Annotated in this window: 18 protein-coding genes and 2 pseudogenes; 1 reads left to right on the forward strand and 19 read right to left on the reverse strand. The window is 69.3% G+C overall.

The window, feature by feature from the left end; translation table 11 throughout:
- Positions 1-3: 3 nt before the first annotated feature.
- The 18 genes and pseudogenes from trbC to Y694_RS01520 all read right to left on the reverse strand — a co-directional run bounded on the left by trbC (position 4) and on the right by Y694_RS01520 (position 13,032).
- Complete coding sequence (gene trbC / locus Y694_RS23040; RefSeq protein ID WP_231497470.1) at positions 4-594, reverse strand: type-F conjugative transfer system pilin assembly protein TrbC; 591 nt, start codon at positions 592-594, stop codon at positions 4-6.
- Between the two features lie 40 nt (positions 595-634).
- Positions 635-1,617, reverse strand: a pseudogene (locus Y694_RS01445) (TraU family protein).
- A gap of 35 nt (positions 1,618-1,652) precedes the next feature.
- Complete coding sequence (gene traW / locus Y694_RS01450; RefSeq protein ID WP_036229218.1) at positions 1,653-2,282, reverse strand: type-F conjugative transfer system protein TraW; 630 nt, start codon at positions 2,280-2,282, stop codon at positions 1,653-1,655.
- Positions 2,279-2,530: a hypothetical protein gene (locus Y694_RS01455; RefSeq protein ID WP_231497471.1), complete on the reverse strand. Its 252-nt coding sequence runs from the start codon at positions 2,528-2,530 to the stop codon at positions 2,279-2,281. The genes traW and Y694_RS01455 overlap by 4 nt, the downstream gene beginning before the upstream one ends.
- Before the next feature lie 135 nt (positions 2,531-2,665).
- Positions 2,666-3,217 (reverse strand): conjugative transfer signal peptidase TraF, encoded by a 552-nt coding sequence (gene traF / locus Y694_RS01460; protein ID WP_051495493.1) that lies wholly within the window; start codon positions 3,215-3,217, stop codon positions 2,666-2,668.
- On the reverse strand, positions 3,214-3,582 hold the full coding sequence (locus tag Y694_RS01465; RefSeq protein ID WP_231497472.1) for a hypothetical protein: 369 nt from the start codon (positions 3,580-3,582) through the stop codon (positions 3,214-3,216). Before Y694_RS01465 ends, traF begins: the two co-directional genes overlap by 4 nt.
- Positions 3,579-6,131 carry a type IV secretion system protein TraC gene (gene traC / locus Y694_RS01470; RefSeq protein ID WP_036229224.1) on the reverse strand — a complete coding sequence of 851 codons (2,553 nt, stop codon included), beginning with the start codon at positions 6,129-6,131 and terminating at the stop codon, positions 3,579-3,581. Before traC ends, Y694_RS01465 begins: the two co-directional genes overlap by 4 nt.
- A 63-nt stretch (positions 6,132-6,194) precedes the next feature.
- Positions 6,195-6,707, reverse strand: coding sequence for a TraV family lipoprotein (locus Y694_RS01475; protein WP_051495494.1), 513 nt, complete (start codon positions 6,705-6,707; stop codon positions 6,195-6,197).
- A gap of 23 nt (positions 6,708-6,730) precedes the next feature.
- The gene (locus Y694_RS01480; protein WP_036229227.1) at positions 6,731-7,543 is read right to left on the reverse strand and encodes a DsbC family protein; all 813 of its coding nucleotides are present in this window, start codon (positions 7,541-7,543) and stop codon (positions 6,731-6,733) included.
- Entirely contained in the window at positions 7,530-8,879 is a 1,350-nt protein-coding gene (locus Y694_RS01485; RefSeq protein ID WP_036229229.1) for a TraB/VirB10 family protein, read from the reverse strand. Before Y694_RS01485 ends, Y694_RS01480 begins: the two co-directional genes overlap by 14 nt.
- On the reverse strand, positions 8,876-9,745 hold the full coding sequence (locus Y694_RS01490) for a type-F conjugative transfer system secretin TraK (RefSeq protein ID WP_081771176.1): 870 nt from the start codon (positions 9,743-9,745) through the stop codon (positions 8,876-8,878). Before Y694_RS01490 ends, Y694_RS01485 begins: the two co-directional genes overlap by 4 nt.
- On the reverse strand, positions 9,732-10,298 hold the full coding sequence (gene traE, locus Y694_RS01495) for a type IV conjugative transfer system protein TraE (RefSeq protein ID WP_036229231.1): 567 nt from the start codon (positions 10,296-10,298) through the stop codon (positions 9,732-9,734). Before traE ends, Y694_RS01490 begins: the two co-directional genes overlap by 14 nt.
- A gap of 19 nt (positions 10,299-10,317) precedes the next feature.
- On the reverse strand, positions 10,318-10,617 hold the full coding sequence (gene traL / locus Y694_RS01500) for a type IV conjugative transfer system protein TraL (protein WP_036229233.1): 300 nt from the start codon (positions 10,615-10,617) through the stop codon (positions 10,318-10,320).
- 38 nt (positions 10,618-10,655) lie between these two features.
- The gene (locus tag Y694_RS01505; RefSeq protein ID WP_036229235.1) at positions 10,656-11,012 is read right to left on the reverse strand and encodes a hypothetical protein; all 357 of its coding nucleotides are present in this window, start codon (positions 11,010-11,012) and stop codon (positions 10,656-10,658) included.
- A 146-nt stretch (positions 11,013-11,158) separates the two neighbouring features.
- Positions 11,159-11,869: an OmpA family protein gene (locus tag Y694_RS01510; protein WP_051495495.1), complete on the reverse strand. Its 711-nt coding sequence runs from the start codon at positions 11,867-11,869 to the stop codon at positions 11,159-11,161.
- Positions 11,866-12,075 (reverse strand): lytic transglycosylase domain-containing protein, encoded by a 210-nt coding sequence (locus tag Y694_RS26395; protein WP_255343758.1) that lies wholly within the window; start codon positions 12,073-12,075, stop codon positions 11,866-11,868. Before Y694_RS26395 ends, Y694_RS01510 begins: the two co-directional genes overlap by 4 nt.
- A 65-nt stretch (positions 12,076-12,140) precedes the next feature.
- Positions 12,141-12,389 (reverse strand): annotated as a pseudogene (locus tag Y694_RS26400) (transglycosylase SLT domain-containing protein); the annotation flags it as partial.
- 148 nt (positions 12,390-12,537) lie between these two features.
- Positions 12,538-13,032 carry a hypothetical protein gene (locus tag Y694_RS01520; protein ID WP_036229236.1) on the reverse strand — a complete coding sequence of 165 codons (495 nt, stop codon included), beginning with the start codon at positions 13,030-13,032 and terminating at the stop codon, positions 12,538-12,540.
- Between the two features lie 189 nt (positions 13,033-13,221).
- Here Y694_RS01520 and Y694_RS01525 point away from each other — a divergent pair, with 189 nt between their 5' ends.
- The gene (locus tag Y694_RS01525) at positions 13,222-13,707 is read left to right on the forward strand and encodes a DUF488 family protein (RefSeq protein WP_036229238.1); all 486 of its coding nucleotides are present in this window, start codon (positions 13,222-13,224) and stop codon (positions 13,705-13,707) included.
- 66 nt (positions 13,708-13,773) lie between these two features.
- Here the strand turns inward: Y694_RS01525 and Y694_RS01530 are convergent, their stop codons facing one another.
- On the reverse strand, positions 13,774-14,496 hold the full coding sequence (locus Y694_RS01530; RefSeq protein WP_197028707.1) for a hypothetical protein: 723 nt from the start codon (positions 14,494-14,496) through the stop codon (positions 13,774-13,776).
- Positions 14,497-14,672: the final 176 nt, after the last annotated feature.

Raw genomic sequence — 14,672 nt, forward strand, 5'->3', positions numbered from 1 at the left:
GCATCACTCCCGGCGGCCGAGTCGGGCCAGGAAACGGCCGGCGTCCTTCGCGAAGGCCGGCGCCGAGCGCTGGAACTGCGCCAGCGCGTAGTCGAGGCTGACATCGCCGGCTGCCATGACATGGTCGTCGGCTCGCGCACACTGCTCGCCGCTGCAGGCGGCGTCTTGCCCGCCTGCGCGGGCGAGAACGAACGACGGCACGCGCTGGATCGCGTACCGATCGAATGCCCGTGGGTCAATCTGCACCGACACTGCCCGCGTGCCGATCAGTTGCTGGATGCGCGCCGCGGTGCGAGGCAGCGACCCCGCTGACAGTCCGCGCAGCAGCAACTGCGCGCGAGCACGTGCCGCCTGGTCCACCAGCCGCGCCAGCGCGCCCTCCGGCATGGACAGGCTGATGAAAACGATTAGGCGTGGCTCGTCGGCGCCTGGCAGTGCAGGTGTCCCCGTCGCGGTTGCGAATCCCCGGGCCAGCGCCTCCAGGTCCACTGGAGTCTGCGTGGCCGGTACGGGCAGGGCATCCACCCGTGGCATCACTTTGGCGGGAGGAAGGCCGACGAGGGCTTGCGCGCGCACCGCCGCGGCAGCGAACAAGAGCCCGGCCGCGGCCACGCGTGCGGCGAGGCGAAGGAATTCAGTAGCCCACACAGCAGTTCCTCTTGCGGAACAACATGAAGGCGAAGTCCTCGCCGCGCACCGGGTACTCCTTGCCGGCGCCCCAGACGATGGTGCTGCGGCCGAAGGGCTGGCAGCAGCGCCCGCGGTCCTTGGCGGTGTTCGCCACCGGGTAGGTCAGCTGGGTCTTGTAGGCGGTCTTGTCCATCGCCGGCAGGAAGTAGGGGCCGCAGAGCCCGGCCCTGCCATGCCAGCCCCAGGCCAGCAGTTCGCGGTGCATCTTGGCGGTCAGGCGCTGGGCGATCAGCGCCGCCGTGCGCACGCCGCCCAGGTGGTAGGGCACGTGGCCGTCGAGCGGGTAGAGGCCGCCCTGGCAGCCCGCACACCAGAACAACTCGGGCATGCCGAATCCGGCCGTCGCTGCGACGCAGTCCGCCGCGCACGCCGCCACCGCCACCGGATTAGCGAACAGCACTGCCTCGGGGTTGAGGATGAGTGTCAGTTCATCGTCGTTCCACAGCGGATCGACTTCGGTGAGGTAGGCAAGGTCGAACGAACCACGTTCCAGGCATGGAAAATCCGTCACGACCTCGAGCCAGTACAGCACCGGGTTCATGTAGAAGTGCGCTTGGTAGAAGCTGCCGCCGTCACCGTCGCCCTCGGGCCGCGTGAAGCGCGCGGCAGTCGGCGCATCGATGCCGGGGTCCAGATCGACGCCACCGAGCGACGCCAGGCAGAAGGCTTGCGCACTGCCTCGACATGGCGTGCCGGCTCCCAGAAGCCGATCGACAGGCCCACGGTCGGGTTCACGCCGCAACTGCAGACGGGGCTGGACGGATTGGCGATGTCTTCCTGCCCGTCGAGATTCGCCAGCGTGGTACCGCCCAGCGTGATCGGCAGGATGCAGCTCCAGCAGATGTCGGTGATGGGGTTCGGGAACCGACCGGTGCAGGTCAGGCTGTCGCCGGCCAGCGCGGCGCCGGTCGCGAGCGTGGTGGCCATTGCCGCGGCCCAGGCGCGCAGGATTCGGCCGAGGTTCATGGCAGCACCAGTTCGTCGATGCGCAGGCGCAGTCCGTCCTGCGAGACCAGGGCCGGCACCTGGCGGATGCCGAAGCGGCGCGTGAGGGTGCCGGACTGGTCGTAGTACACGGGCACGCGCCAGGCCTTCATCAGGTCGAGGTAGGAGCCTCCCGTCAGGATCGGCTTGATGCGGCCCGCGTAGCGACCGCTCAGCTCGCGGGCGTGTTTCACCTGCCGCGGGTCGCGAGCGTCGAAGAACAGCAGATGCCGCGAAAGCGACACGACCTCGAGCGGGTTCTTGCGTGTGCCCGCGGCGAACATCAGGCGGCCCTGCGGATCGGTTATGTTGCGGTCGAGCGTGAAGCTCGGGTCGACGTAGAAGGTGCGCGGGCGCTCGGTCGTCCGCAGGCCCTCGACCGCCAGCGGCTGGCGCACGGTCTCGATACCGCGGCTCCGCGCCGCTTCCGCGAGCCGCTGCAGCTCGCCGCTGCGCTCCTTCTCGCGCAGCCGCTGCTCGATGAAGGCCAGCAGATGCGGCTCGGCAATCTCGTAGGTCGGCCCGAGGGTGCCGAGGTCGACTGCGCCGGCCTTGCCGCACACGGCCAGCAAGGCCGCGACCAACAACGGCGTGGCAGCCCCGCTCATCGCGCACCCCGCGTGCAGTCGATCTGGGAGGCGAGGCTGGCGAGCGCTGCGGCGTCGCGCAGATGGCTCGCCCGGATCATGCCCATCAGCACCGGGTTGCCGTCTCCCACCGCCATCGCCACGCGCAGCTCCGCGGTCGTCAACGAACGGCCGCAGCGCTGCAACCAGGCCTGCCGGTACGCACGGGCACCGTCGTGGGCGGCCGGCGCAATGCGCGCCAGCAGCGCCAGGTAGTCCTCGATGGGCATCTCGCCTGTGCCGGGAGCACCCGGCTGCGCGGGTGAGGTCTGCGCGCGTACAGAACTGAGTCCAGCTGCTGCGAGAGCGAATAGGGCCAACAGGGTGGCGGCAAGGTGTCGAGCGTGTTGCATCGCCGTGCCTCGTCAGAACAGCGGGATAACGGTGCCGAGCACCTGATCCGCGCGCACGAGGCCGCTGGCCCGGTAGCGCGAGTCGAAGGAGTCGGGGCTGGTGCCCTGCACGTAGTAGTGGCCGGCGGGAATCACGGCGGCCAGGATCGGCTCGAGTGCCTGCCGGTCGTGGGTGTGGGTCTTGGCCTGACCGACGATCTCGCCGTTGATAGCGACAGCGCGTCCTTCGACCGTGATCCGGTCCCCGGGCAGGCCGCGCACGATCTTGAAGAAGGGCTGGCCGCGCAGACCCGGATACCGCGCCTGCGCTTCGCCGTCGAAGGCGAACACCACGTAGTCGCCGCGCTTGAGCGCATTCGGCCCGTACTGCAGCAGCGCCACCCGGCAGGGAAGGCTCGGTGTCCAGTTGAAGAGCACCGGCAGGCGCGGCGTGGGGTCGATGAACAGCCGCGTGTAGGCGAAACCCCAGATCGCGAAGACCGGCAGGTACAGGTACCAGCGCTGGCGCAGGTGCGCGCCGAAGTGGCGTGCGCTTGCGCGGAGGCGATCGCTGCGGCGGGTCATGGGGTCTCCACCTTGCGACGCAGATGCGCCGTCAGATCCACGGTCCGCGGTGCGGGCGCCGCGACGGCGGTCTTCAGGACCACAAGGCAGCCGCAGTCGCGCGGCAGTTCCTCGAGCGCCAGCGGCAGGCGCTGCGCAAAGCTGCGCGCCATGCGCATTGCCTGCTCGCGCTCGCCCTCGCTTGCGGCGCGCGTGAGGATCAGCGTGAACTCGGCTTCCTTCTGCCGGTAGACCTCGGCGATGTCGACCACGCCGATCAGCTGCGCCGGTCGGACCACGACGCGGTCGTAAGCGGCCAGCGTGCCGAGCACGATCGCGCAGGCCATGCCCGCGTTCAGCAGGAGCGACTTGAGGCCGGGGCTCACGACACATGCCCCCGGCGCCGCAGCAGTTCCGCGATCGCCTCGTCGATCGACAGGCCCTGTGCGCGCAGTTCGTCGATCGGTGCGTTGTCCTCGAGCTTGTTCGAGAACAGAAGATGGGTCGCCGGATCGAGGATGTTGCGCGCCACGCCTTCGCCAACCGGGGACGAGATGTAGACCTCCGAGAACACACCGGGCTCGGTCCGCAGCGAATTGAGCAGCCGCTTCTTCGGCTCGTCCATCGACAGCCGGCCCTGGCGGTCCAGCATCTCGATCGACTCCGGTTTCTGGCGCAGCAGGAACACCCAGTCCGAGCAGTTGAAGGCTGCTTCCATCTGTGCCGAGCCGTAGTAGTCGTCGGCGCTCTGCGTCGCGGTGCCAAGCGAGCCGCCGTACTTGCGGGCGCGCCGCGCGGCCTCCTCGACGACGGCGGCCTTGACCGGATCGTCGGCGCCGATGTCGCCCAACTGCTGCTTCAGCTCGTCGATGAAGAGCACCTTGCGCCGGTTGCGCGTCAGGTACATCTCGCCGGTGATCTGGTGCAGCAGCAGGATGTTGACCACCGCATGCAGGTCGGGCCGGCGCTTGAGTTCCTCGTTTTCGATGACGACGAAGTCGTTCTCGAAGTCGATGCTGTTGTGGCCCTCGAAAAAACGCTCGTATTGGCCGCCCCGCGCGTAGGGGTTCAGCATGATCGCCAGGTCCTTGATGCGCGGGTCTTCGCGCACGTCCAGTTCCTCGATCGTGCCGGCCTTGAAGGCGTCGCGCAGTGCGGTGACGGTCAGATCGTTGCCGTGCGCGCGGAAGAGCTTGAGCACCATCGCCGAGATGGCCTTGTACTGGACCTCGTCCAGCGGCCGCGACATCGAGGCCATCTTCGAGATGGCCGGCACCAGCATGTCGATGTCTTCGTTGATGTCGACGATGTGGGTGAAGGGGTTCAGGCAGATGGCGACATCGGGCTTGAACTCGATGTAGGTGCCCTTGGCCTTGCGGCACAGCTTCTCGAACGAGCGGCCCAGGTCCAGCATCCAGACCTTGGCGTCGATGGCGCGGTAGGACCAGGCCATCTCGTTCATCAGCACCGACTTGCCCGAGCCCGGCGCGCCGATGATCGCGAAGTTGTAGTTGCCGAGGTCGTTGTCGAAGATGTCCAGCGTCATCAACTGTCCGCGCCGGCCGCCGAAGACCAGCGCCGGGGTGCGCGTGCCGCGCCACTCGGCGATCAGCGGCGCGAGGTGAATGGCATTGGCCATCGTCTTGCGCGACACGCGGCGCATCTTGGCCAGGTCTCGGTGGAAGCGCTCGGAGAGCGTCATCGGCAAGCTGGCCAGCAGCGCCTGCCGGTGCATGTAGACATCGGCGTTGAGCTGGAATCCACGGCCGCGCCAGATCGCGTTGGCGGTTTCCTGCGCGGCGACCGACTTGCCGGGTGGCGAGAAGATCGCCAGCTGGTGGTACAGGCTCACCAGGTTGCTGCCGACGTCGATTGCGTTGGCCGCAGCGGTCCAGTCCTGCAGCTTCTTGCCCACGTCGGGCATCACCTCGGCCATCTTGCTGCGTGCGTTCTGCGTCGCGCGCACATGGTTGGCTGTGACCACCGACTTGGTGACGTTCGGGTCGAGCACGTGCACGCCCATCGTGAGCAGGAAGGGTGCGCTGTACTGCAGCGCCGGCTGCATCAGGTCGCCGATCAGTGAGCCCATCTGCCAGAGCGCGAAGCGTTCGGGGAAGGACTTGATCGAGTAGAAGCGCGCTTCGAGCCGGTGCTCGCCGCCTTCCTTCCACAAGGTCAGGCCACCGGGCTGCGGATCCTGGATGGTGTCGAAGTCGACGATCTGGTCGCGGATCTCGCGGCCGTCGTCGTAGTGCAGGTTCGGTGCATCCGCCTGCGAGATGCGGTCCGGATTGGTGAACAGCGCGCACCAGTTGATCAGGTCGGCGGCGTCGCAGACGCGGTTCGGCAACGAGGCCGAGCGCAGCGTCGAAGCCATCGACTCGCGCAGCGCCACCAGTTCGTCGCGGCGGTTCAGCTGGTCGGCATCGCCAGGCAATGCCACGCTCATCATCAGCCGGAAGTCGCGGATCGTGTAGTGGAAGCCCGACGTCAGCGAACGCTGGGCGCCGCCGAGCAGATGGCCGACACGCTGGCGCGCCAGACGGTGGAAGAGGTTGTCGTTGCGTGCGGGCCGGCCCCAGTGCTTGGCCTTCTCGGCCTGGTCGGTGTCCTCGACGCGCAGGTTCGCGTAGCGGCACAGTTGCTCGCGGATGTGCGGCGAGGCGAAAAGGTGGAACTGAACCCCGGTGCCTGGCGGGCAGGTCGCGTAGAGCGACACCAGTACCTCGGCCATGCGCTCGTCGGCGCCGGACTGCGGCATCAGCTCCAGCAGGAAGCCCAGCCCGTCGCGGTTGACGAACAGCTTCTCGTCGGCCAGGTAGGCCGAGTAGGGCAGCCAGGCGGCGAACTGTTCGGCGGGCGAGTCGGCTTCGGCGCCGAACGGCAGCCAGTCGGTGAGGCCGGCGCGTTCGACATGGGGGAGGCGGGCGTTCATCGCGGGCTCAGTCGGGGCTGTCGCCAGTGGTGGGTGCGGCGGGCCGCGCGGGCAGGCCTTGGATCAATTGCTCAAGGCTTGGCGGACGCTGCACACCCGCGGCGGGGCCGCGTGGCGCGGCGTCGGCGGCCCCCCGTCCGGCGGGCGCACGCACGGTGCGTAGGCTTCGCGGATCGCTCGCTGGGCGTGGTCGACGAGCCAACGGCCGCCATCGACCTGCACGTACACATAGCCCTGGTCGTAGAGATCGCGGTCGACGTCCTCCCAGGGCTTGAACCACAGCCGCAGGATGCGCGGTGCGGAGCGCAACGGGAGCACCTGCGCGGCGTCCGCCGATGCGTGACGCACGGCAGGCGCGCTTGCCGCTGAAGACGGTGGTGCCGATACCGGCGCTGTAGTCGGCGTCGCGCGAGTGCGTTGCGCCGGCAGGTTGTTCGCCACTGCGTTGGCATAGGTCCCGGACACGGACTGGCAGGTCACGCCGTCCGGGGCCTTGCAGGCGTAGCTGGAGTTGCCGCTCAGGCCGGACAGGCTCATGCAGCCCGCGAGCGACACCACGCCGCCGAGCAGGGCCACCAGGCGACTCGTGTGCTGGGCAATCATGGCCTGGCCTCTGCCGAGGTGCGCGCCAGACGGCCCTCGATCACCGGCCGGGTGACGAAGCCTTCGGTGCGCGTGCCGTCGGCCCAGAAGAGGGTCGGCGTTCCGTTGACTCCCAACTGGCGGGCGAGTGCGAGGTTGCGGTCGACCGGGTGCTCGCAGGAGGACGCCGATGCCGCAGTCGGCGCAATGCCGTCGTGCATCGCCTGCCGCCATGCCTGTGCACGGTCGGGCGCGCACCAGATCGCGACGGGTCGCGCCATGCCCTGGAAGGGCAGCAGGAAGGTGTGGATCGTGACGTCGTCGAGGCCATCGAGTTCGGGCTCGAGCCGACGGCAGAAGCTGCAACCGGGGTCGCTGAAGACTGCGAGCTGGCGGCGGCCGTTGCCGCGCACCGTCGTAATCGCATCCGCGACGGGCAGCGAGTCGAAGGCGATGGTCGCCGTGGAAGTGGCCTCGGCCGTCACCGGTTCGGCGCGCGCAGCGGTGAGCAGGCGCGGCCCGGTCAGGTCGGTCATCGTGCGCGTGTCGAAGAGGCGACCGAAGATGAAGTAGCGCGGGTCGCGTGCGGCGACGAAGGCCACGTTGCCGTTCATCCAGACTTCGTAGACGCCGGGCACGGGTGAACGAGCGACCTCGGTGAAGCGCGTGCCGGGGTGGGCCTTGCGCAGTGCACCGAGCAGTCGGGCTTCGTCGGTGGTCGGTCCGGCCGCCACCGCCAAGGCCAGCGGCGACAGCAGCGCAATGCACAGCGTGGCGAGTGCCGCGGGCCGTATCAGCGGCCTGCGGCGGGGCGGGTCAGTAGGAGCCATCGTCGTCGGCCTCCGGGCTGCGGGTGGTTGAAGGCGGGTTCGCTCCGGCACGCTGCTCGGAGCCCGACGGCGGCAGCTCGATGCGCACGCCCTTGGTGATGACGACGTCAATCTCGCGGCCGGCATCGACCTCGATCACCGGAAAGGTGTTCTCGGCGAGCTTGATGTAGTACTGCGCCAGCCGGTCGAGCGCGCGCCCGACGCCGGTGCCCAGGCCGGCGCGGTAGGCGTCGGCGCCCGAGGCGGTGGCGATCGTGCCCAGCGCCGAGGTGCTGTAGCTGGTAGACGAGGTGGCCAGGCCCTGGCCGATGCCGCTGACCACACCGGCCAGCAGCGCGTTGGCCAGCATCTGCCCCTGCTTGGTGACCAGGCGGCCACGCATGCCGACCTTGCCGTCTTCGCCGTACACGCTGCCCTGGATCCGGACCTCCAGCGCCGCGCCGTCGGCACGCACGCAGGAAAGGTTCTCGGTGCGCAGGTAGGCGCGTTCGGAACTGATGTCGCCGTAGCCCGCAGCGATCACGAAGCAGTCGCGGTATTCGCCGCGGAAGCGGTTCGGCAGCACCGAGTTGTCCGAAAGCCGGATCAGCACGGGGTGCGGATTGGATTGCGATTGGCCTCCGGTGGGCGCGTCCAGGCCGCCGAGCAGCGTGCCGCGCGTGAAGCTCACCGGCAGGAAGGTCGACAGCGTTCGGGAGTCAGCAGTCGCGGGCGCAGGAGCGCTGGGGGCAGCGCGGTCGGCCACCGCAATGCGCATCAGGGCCGGCGCGGCCGGTGTCTGAAGCGGCAACGCCGAGGAGAGGGGTGCCGGCGGGACGCCGGGCGGCATTGCCGGTACCGCTGCAGCCGGCGCGCGTGGCGCAGGTGGCGGCGGAGGGAGGGCCGAAGGCGGCGGCAGCGACGGTGCCGCAGCAGCCGGACTCGGAACTGGCGCCGGCACGGGCGCCTGCACCGCCTGCGTCGTCGCAGTGAGCCGCTGCTCGAGTTCCGCGAAGCGCTGCATCGTGCGCGCCTCGAAGGCCTGGCGGTCCTTGTTCAGCCGGCCCTGCTCTTCGCGCTCGCTCTCGTACTGTGCGAGCTTGCTGCCGGCGGTACCGACCCACTGATCCACCGGGTTGACCTGCTGGCCTGGTGGCATCACGCCGATGTTGGTGACCGGCCCGGGCGTGGCGCCACGGTCCTTGGCCGCCTGGCCCGAAGGTGCGCTTTCGGCGAAGGCAAAGACGAGCCACAAAAGGCCGACGCCGCCCAGCAGGATCGCGCCGAGCATGGCGTACTGACGCTGCCGGGGCGTCAGGCGCTCGACAAGCGAGCGCATCGGGGCGGGCAGGTTCATCGTTCGCCTCCGCGGCGGATGACGTAAACGCTGGTGCTCTCGCCAGGGCGCAGCTGGTGGTGCTCGACCGCGACGCCCAGCACCTGGCCGCCCGCCTTGCTGTCGGGGCGGTCGAACTCTTGTTCCGCGAGCACCATCACGGTGGCGCTGATGTTCTGCAGCAGGTACTTCTCGCCGCTCAGGCCGCGGCCTTCGTAGCGGCGCATCAGCGCGAAGCGCGCCTCGGCCCACAGTTGCACCGGCTGGTTGAGTTCGTCCACGCGCACGTCCGGTGGCACGCGATCCGACGCCATCGCCACCAGCAGCGCCTTCATGGCGCGCACGTGGTGCGCCGACGTACTCGACGGGCCGGACGCGGAGCGGCCGTCGGCCGCGGCGGGAGGGGCGCTGCGGTCGCGGATCAGGATGGTGTCTGCCGGCGTGTCGGCCCGGCGCAGGATCAGCGTGTAGGTGGCGTGCGCCGACGAGATGAACAGGTTCACCGGTTTGCCCGCGGCGGCGCTGCCATCGCCGGCGGGGGCGACCGGCCGCACGTAGATCTCACCCTTGTCGCGGTCGCACTCGACGACGACCTCGCCGGCGGGGTTGCCCGCCGGTGAGAGTGGCGCCACCGGCGAGCCGGGTGAGCCGGGCGCGCCAGCGGCCATGCCGCCGCAAGCGCTCGAGTGGATGTTGCCGAAGACATCGGTGATCGGCGCACCCTCGATGCGGATGCGCGTCGGCTCCTTGACCGAGAGGATTGCTTCCACCGCAACGCCGTCGCGCGCGTCGACGATCTGCAACGCGTGGCTTGCCGGCGTGCAGAACAGCGCGATCAGCGCAGCCGCGACGTGTCTCCGCGTGCCTACGAGGCTACGAGGCCGCATGGGGAAGCTCCTTGAAGGTCTTGAGATGCACGCGGCCGCCGGCGTAGCTGAACTCGACCAGGTAGGCCTTCAGGTCGTTCGCGGTCTCGACGCCGTTGACCAGCGTGCGCAGCCGGCCGCGCACCACCACCGACTGGCCTTCCTCGCTGGGCACCAGCTGCTGTGGTGCGAACGCGGTGCTGGCGTTGATGCGCTTGAGCCGCGCCGCCTCGAGCTCCTGCCGGGTCTTCAGGCCGCCGTGCTGCTCGGGCTCGACGTAACCCAGCAGGATGTCCTTCTTCCAGTCGATGGAAGCGGGTGTCACGTCGAGCACCAGCCAGGCGACGAAGCTGCCCATCTGTTCGAGGTACTCGCCGCTGGCCTTGTCGCGCGTCACCCAGAACGACTTGTTGATCGACGGCGGCACGACCACCGTGCGCACGGCGCCCAGCAGGGTCAGCACCACCGCCAGCGCCAGCACATGGCCGGCCGCCAGCAGGCCGACGGCCGCGCCGAGCGTGCGGTTGCGGCGGCGCAGTTCCTTGAGGTCGCCGCTGAGCCGTTCGAAGTCCATGGTGGGCGCGCTCCGGCTGTCAGCCGACCATGCGGCGGATGTGCGAAGGCGGCGTCGCGCGCATCGCGGTCAGCGGGCTGGTCGGCAGGTGCCAGTAGAGCCAGTGGATCGCGAAGGCCGGGTGCTTGTCGGCCTTGATGCGGGCGATCCAGCGCGAGGTGAACAGCCCGGCGGCGAAGCACAGCGCGAACGAGAGCTTCGAGCCCGACATGTAGCCCATGAACAGGCCCAGCAGGGCAGGCGCGGCGACGTCGATGTCCCAGAAGCCGATCTTCCACTGGTCGTCGAGGCGCCGCGGGATGTAGGTGTCGGCGTGCATGGAGCTCCGGGCGGTGCGTGCAGCGGGGCCGCGGTGGCTCAGACAACCGCGCCCATGATCGCGCCGGCGATCACCAGGCCGACGGCGGCGAAGATCGCCAGGCCGACGTAGAACAGCACCGGCCCGAAGTTGCGCAGCGCCGCCAGCGAGATCAGCGCCACGACGAAGCCCACGAAGCCGACCAGCGCCTTGATGCCGGGGCCGAGGCTCGCGATGGCGGTGAGCGCGGAAGTCAGCGGGCCGGTGATGCCGGTGAAGGCGACCAGGTCCAGCGCATGGCCGGGGAAGGCGATGCCCAGGCCGAGTGCGATCAGGCACAGCAGGGTGGCAACGGTCCACGGTCGGCGTGCAGCGCGGCGGGTCAGCGGGGGAGCGGCAAGGGTGGTGGTGGTCATGGAAACCTCATCGGTTGGGCGTGGAAAGAGGAACGCGGGTTGGCGGATGACGTGGTGGCTTGGGCGTGCGAGCGCGACCGGCGGTGCCCGGCAACTGGACCAGCGCCATGCGCGCCCGACTGCGCTGACGCAGCGCACCCTCGGGATCACAACGCGCCTCCGTCACGCTCGAAGATGACCTCTACACGCCGGTTGGCTGCGCGGCCCGACGCGCTGTCGTTGCCGGCGGCGTAGCAGCACGCACCCTGCGACTGCAAGCGCACTTCGGCGCCGGCCAGCACGCGTGAGTGGCGCGCCGTGAGGTAGCGCTGCACAGCCTCGGCGCGGGCCTGCGCCAGGAACTCGTTCGCTGCAGCGGGTCCGATGCTGTCGGTGCGGCCGGCGATCAGCACACGCCGGACCGGCAGCGGCTGCGCGGCCGCGAGGTCGAGTGCGTCGCGGCCGGCGGCGTAGAGGTCGGAGCGACCGAAGCCGAAGTGCACGACGACCTTCAGCGGTGGCGCGTCTTCGATCACCCCGGACGCCGAAGCTTGCGGCGACCTGTGCGAGACCGTCGGCGTCAGCGCGAATGCATCTTGCGCGAGGGGCGCGCGCGAAGGCGACGGTTCCACGGCGACGGGGGTCGAAGCAGGCGCAGGCAGCGACTTTGCGCTGGGCCGTGGGCAGTCTGGCGGCTGGCAGAGCGCGAAGCGGGCGTCGCCCCCAAAGCCGGACTGCGCGATGCGTGCTGCGCCCATGCCAGGCGCCGCAGGTGCCGGTGACACCGACGGATTGGGCCCAGCCAGTTCCATCGAGCCGCAGGCCACCAAGCCGAACGCAATCCACGCCAGCAGCGAGCGGGTGGAGGAGCGCTTCATGGCCAGACTCCTGTGGCGGCCGGCAGCTTGCGGAAGACCTGCCACGCGTAGCGCGACCGGGCTTCGACGCACCGTGCGCCCTTCAGCTGCGAGCACGCGGCGTTGTAGGCACCGACCCCATTCCATGTGGCGCCATGTCGCGAGAACGTGTCCGCGAGCAGCCAGGCGCCGACCTGGATGTTGGTGCAGGGGTCGAACAGGTGCACTTCGGCGATGCGTGGCGGGCCAGCCGCGGAAGGTGCGAGCTGTTGATCTGCATGAGGCCGATGTCGTAAGAGCCGGTGCGCGCGACGTGAGACCGGTTGACCGCACGCGGATTGAGGTTCGACTCGACGCGGGCGATCGCATAGAGCAGTTCGGCGGCGACGCCGTAGCGCTGTGCCGCCTGTTCCCAGCAGGCCCTCGCCGGCAGGGCTACGAGCGCCACGAGCCCGAGCGCAGCCCACTGCACGACACGCGCCAAAGCCGACCGCGAGGCGGACGAGGCGCAAGTCAGCGGGGTGGGCAGAGTGGCGGACATCACAGCTCCGAAGGCAGGTCGGCACGCTCGCTGGCCAGCGGGCCGCGAGGCAAGGCTGGCGATGCCAGCGAGGGTCGGGTTCGGGTGGGCCGGCGTCGGGGCCGGCAGGGTGCTCAGCGGGTCGGCGCGCACGCGAGCGAGGGCCGCATCACCCGGGTCTTGGCAGTCGCCATCGGGACGAGCGATCGGCCATGTTCAGCCGGGCCTGGCGCAGCACGCGCGTGTCGGCGTCGTCGATCTGGCGGGCGAGGGCGACACAGGCGGTGGTCAGTTGGTCGAGCTGGAATTTGGGGTTTGGGTGCCGGTTGGCCGGCGAGCGCTGCACGGCCTGCAGCAGTTCGTACTGCGGACGCCACATCGACTCGCGGCGGCGCGGCGTGTTCGGCGCGCGCAACACGAGCTGGGTGCCGAGGAAGCCGAAGATGCGCCCGGGCGCGTCGTCCGCCTCGAAGACCAGCGACACGCAGGCGCTGATCAGGTCCGGGAAGCGGAAGGTGGGCGAGACGTTGTCGTCACTGCGCAGCAGGCCGTACAGCCACTCGTGCTTGTCGAGGAAGAGCCGCGTCTCGACGGTGTCTGCGTGCTCGCCGGTCGAACTGCCGTGGGTACCGGCATCGGGGGCGTTGTGCGAAGCGGAGATCATGGGCGCATCCCTGGGTCATCGACTGCGGGCGGTGCTCTTTGGAGCGGGTGACCGTAAGGTTAGGCAAGGTGCGGCGCCGCGGCCGGCGGGAATGCGGCCAATGAGAGGGGGGTTTCGAGGCCAGCGGCCACAGCATCCCCGGCGAGCGCAAGGCCGCCGGCTAAACTCCGGTCCGCTCCTGCATCCCCCATGTCCTCGCCCCCGCACCTCTACACGTTCGGCTACGAAGGCCTCGACATCGACGCCTTCGTCGCACGCCTACAGTCGGCCGGCATCAGGACCATCGTGGACGTGCGCGAGCTGCCGCTCTCCCGCAAGCGCGGCTTCTCGAAGACCGCCTTTGCGGCGGCGTTGGCCGAGGCCGACATCGCCTACCTGCACGCGCCGACGCTGGGCTGCCCGAAGGAGGTGCGTGACCAGTACAAGCGCGATGGTTCGTGGTCTCGCTACACGAGCGGGTTCATGAAGCACTTGGCGGCGCAGAAGGCCTCGGTCGGCGAGCTGGCGAAGATTGCCAGGGCGACCCGCAGCTGCCTGGTCTGCTTCGAGGCGGACTTCAACTTCTGCCATCGCACCTTCGTGGCGCGTGCCGCCCATGCGGCCGGTGCGCCTTCGGTCATGCACCTGAGCGCTAGAACAATGTGCTCTGACTCGGGTCTTCGGGCTGCGGCTTAGGTGGGTAGATCAGGCTCACCCCGAGCCACTGGTCGGGGAAGCGATGGATGGTGCCCATCAACAGCATCAGATCCTTGGAGAGCAGGTCGTGCTCCAACTTGTCCCGAAAGGCGCCTCCCAGTGCCTGCCATGCTGCCGCCGCGCGTTGCGGTACAGCGCGCAGGCCTCCCAATCGACGAGCTTGACCCGGACGGACTTCGTCGCGTCCGCCGGGCCGTACTCGCAGTGGTAGTAGAAGTCGAATGGGATCTTCTCGAGCAGGCGAACCTGTCGTTGATCCTCCTCGGCATCGAAGAGACTGTTCTGCTGCTGCATCTGCAGCAGCTTGGAGCGCTCGTCGGGGGTCCAGTCGTCGTTCTTGGTCGCCTTGATCTCGAGCGACGTGATGCGAGCTGGCTTGAACAGTGCCAGCGTCGTTCCGGCGGCTTGCCGCGCCTGCTCCATCGCGTCGAAGTCGGTGAAGACGCGCTGCTGCGCCAGCAGCGCCATGCGGGCGGGCCAGCCGTGCTTGCCAGCCTTCATCGGCTCGGCGTCGCAGACGATCGTATCGACGAAGATGCGGTGGCTTTCGGGGCGGTGGTCGTCGCGTGACTTCTCCAGGCGCACGTCGATCCACTGCCACTTGCGGAACTGCTGTTCGTCGGCCACCAGCCTAAACGGCACCGGAAACAATCGCACGAGCTTGCCGCCCGCCGTCAGGCCGGCCACGCAGGAGGTTTCGGCGTACTTCGCACTCGGCGACGGGTAGGTCTTGCACAGGATCAGCACGCGCTCGACGAACGAGGCCATTCACCCACCCCGTTCGGCACAATGCGCCGTGCGGCCCAGCGCTTCGTACAACAGCGCCGACCCGAGCAGGACGTCCTTCAGTCCGTTCCTAGCGCGTTGCGCGCCCGCGCAAGCATGCACATCGTCGTTTGCGCCGCGAAGGCGTCGGCGATCGCGTTCGGCGGCGCGGGCTTGTT

This window comes from Methylibium sp. T29-B (genome assembly GCF_000576225.1).
GTDB lineage: Bacteria > Pseudomonadota > Gammaproteobacteria > Burkholderiales > Burkholderiaceae_C > Methylibium > Methylibium petroleiphilum.

Excerpts from the sequence above, each read along its gene's own strand:
- traL (WP_036229233.1), bottom strand. The coding sequence starts at position 10,617 with ATGCACGCCGACACCTACATCCCGCGGCGCCTCGACGACCAGTGGAAG.
- traF (WP_051495493.1), bottom strand. The coding sequence starts at position 3,217 with ATGACCCGCCGCAGCGATCGCCTCCGCGCAAGCGCACGCCACTTCGGC.
- traE (WP_036229231.1), bottom strand. The coding sequence starts at position 10,298 with ATGGACTTCGAACGGCTCAGCGGCGACCTCAAGGAACTGCGCCGCCGC.
- Y694_RS01480 (WP_036229227.1), bottom strand. The coding sequence starts at position 7,543 with ATGGCTCCTACTGACCCGCCCCGCCGCAGGCCGCTGATACGGCCCGCG.
- Y694_RS01490 (WP_081771176.1), bottom strand. The coding sequence starts at position 9,745 with ATGCGGCCTCGTAGCCTCGTAGGCACGCGGAGACACGTCGCGGCTGCG.
- traW (WP_036229218.1), bottom strand. The coding sequence starts at position 2,282 with ATGAGCGGGGCTGCCACGCCGTTGTTGGTCGCGGCCTTGCTGGCCGTG.
- Y694_RS01520 (WP_036229236.1), bottom strand. The coding sequence starts at position 13,032 with ATGATCTCCGCTTCGCACAACGCCCCCGATGCCGGTACCCACGGCAGT.
- Y694_RS01530 (WP_197028707.1), bottom strand. The coding sequence starts at position 14,496 with ATGGCCTCGTTCGTCGAGCGCGTGCTGATCCTGTGCAAGACCTACCCG.
- Y694_RS01525 (WP_036229238.1), top strand. The coding sequence starts at position 13,222 with ATGTCCTCGCCCCCGCACCTCTACACGTTCGGCTACGAAGGCCTCGAC.
- traC (WP_036229224.1), bottom strand. The coding sequence starts at position 6,131 with ATGAACGCCCGCCTCCCCCATGTCGAACGCGCCGGCCTCACCGACTGG.
- Y694_RS01510 (WP_051495495.1), bottom strand. The coding sequence starts at position 11,869 with ATGAAGCGCTCCTCCACCCGCTCGCTGCTGGCGTGGATTGCGTTCGGC.
- Y694_RS01455 (WP_231497471.1), bottom strand. The coding sequence starts at position 2,530 with ATGCCCATCGAGGACTACCTGGCGCTGCTGGCGCGCATTGCGCCGGCC.
- Y694_RS01485 (WP_036229229.1), bottom strand. The coding sequence starts at position 8,879 with ATGAACCTGCCCGCCCCGATGCGCTCGCTTGTCGAGCGCCTGACGCCC.
- Y694_RS01505 (WP_036229235.1), bottom strand. The coding sequence starts at position 11,012 with ATGACCACCACCACCCTTGCCGCTCCCCCGCTGACCCGCCGCGCTGCA.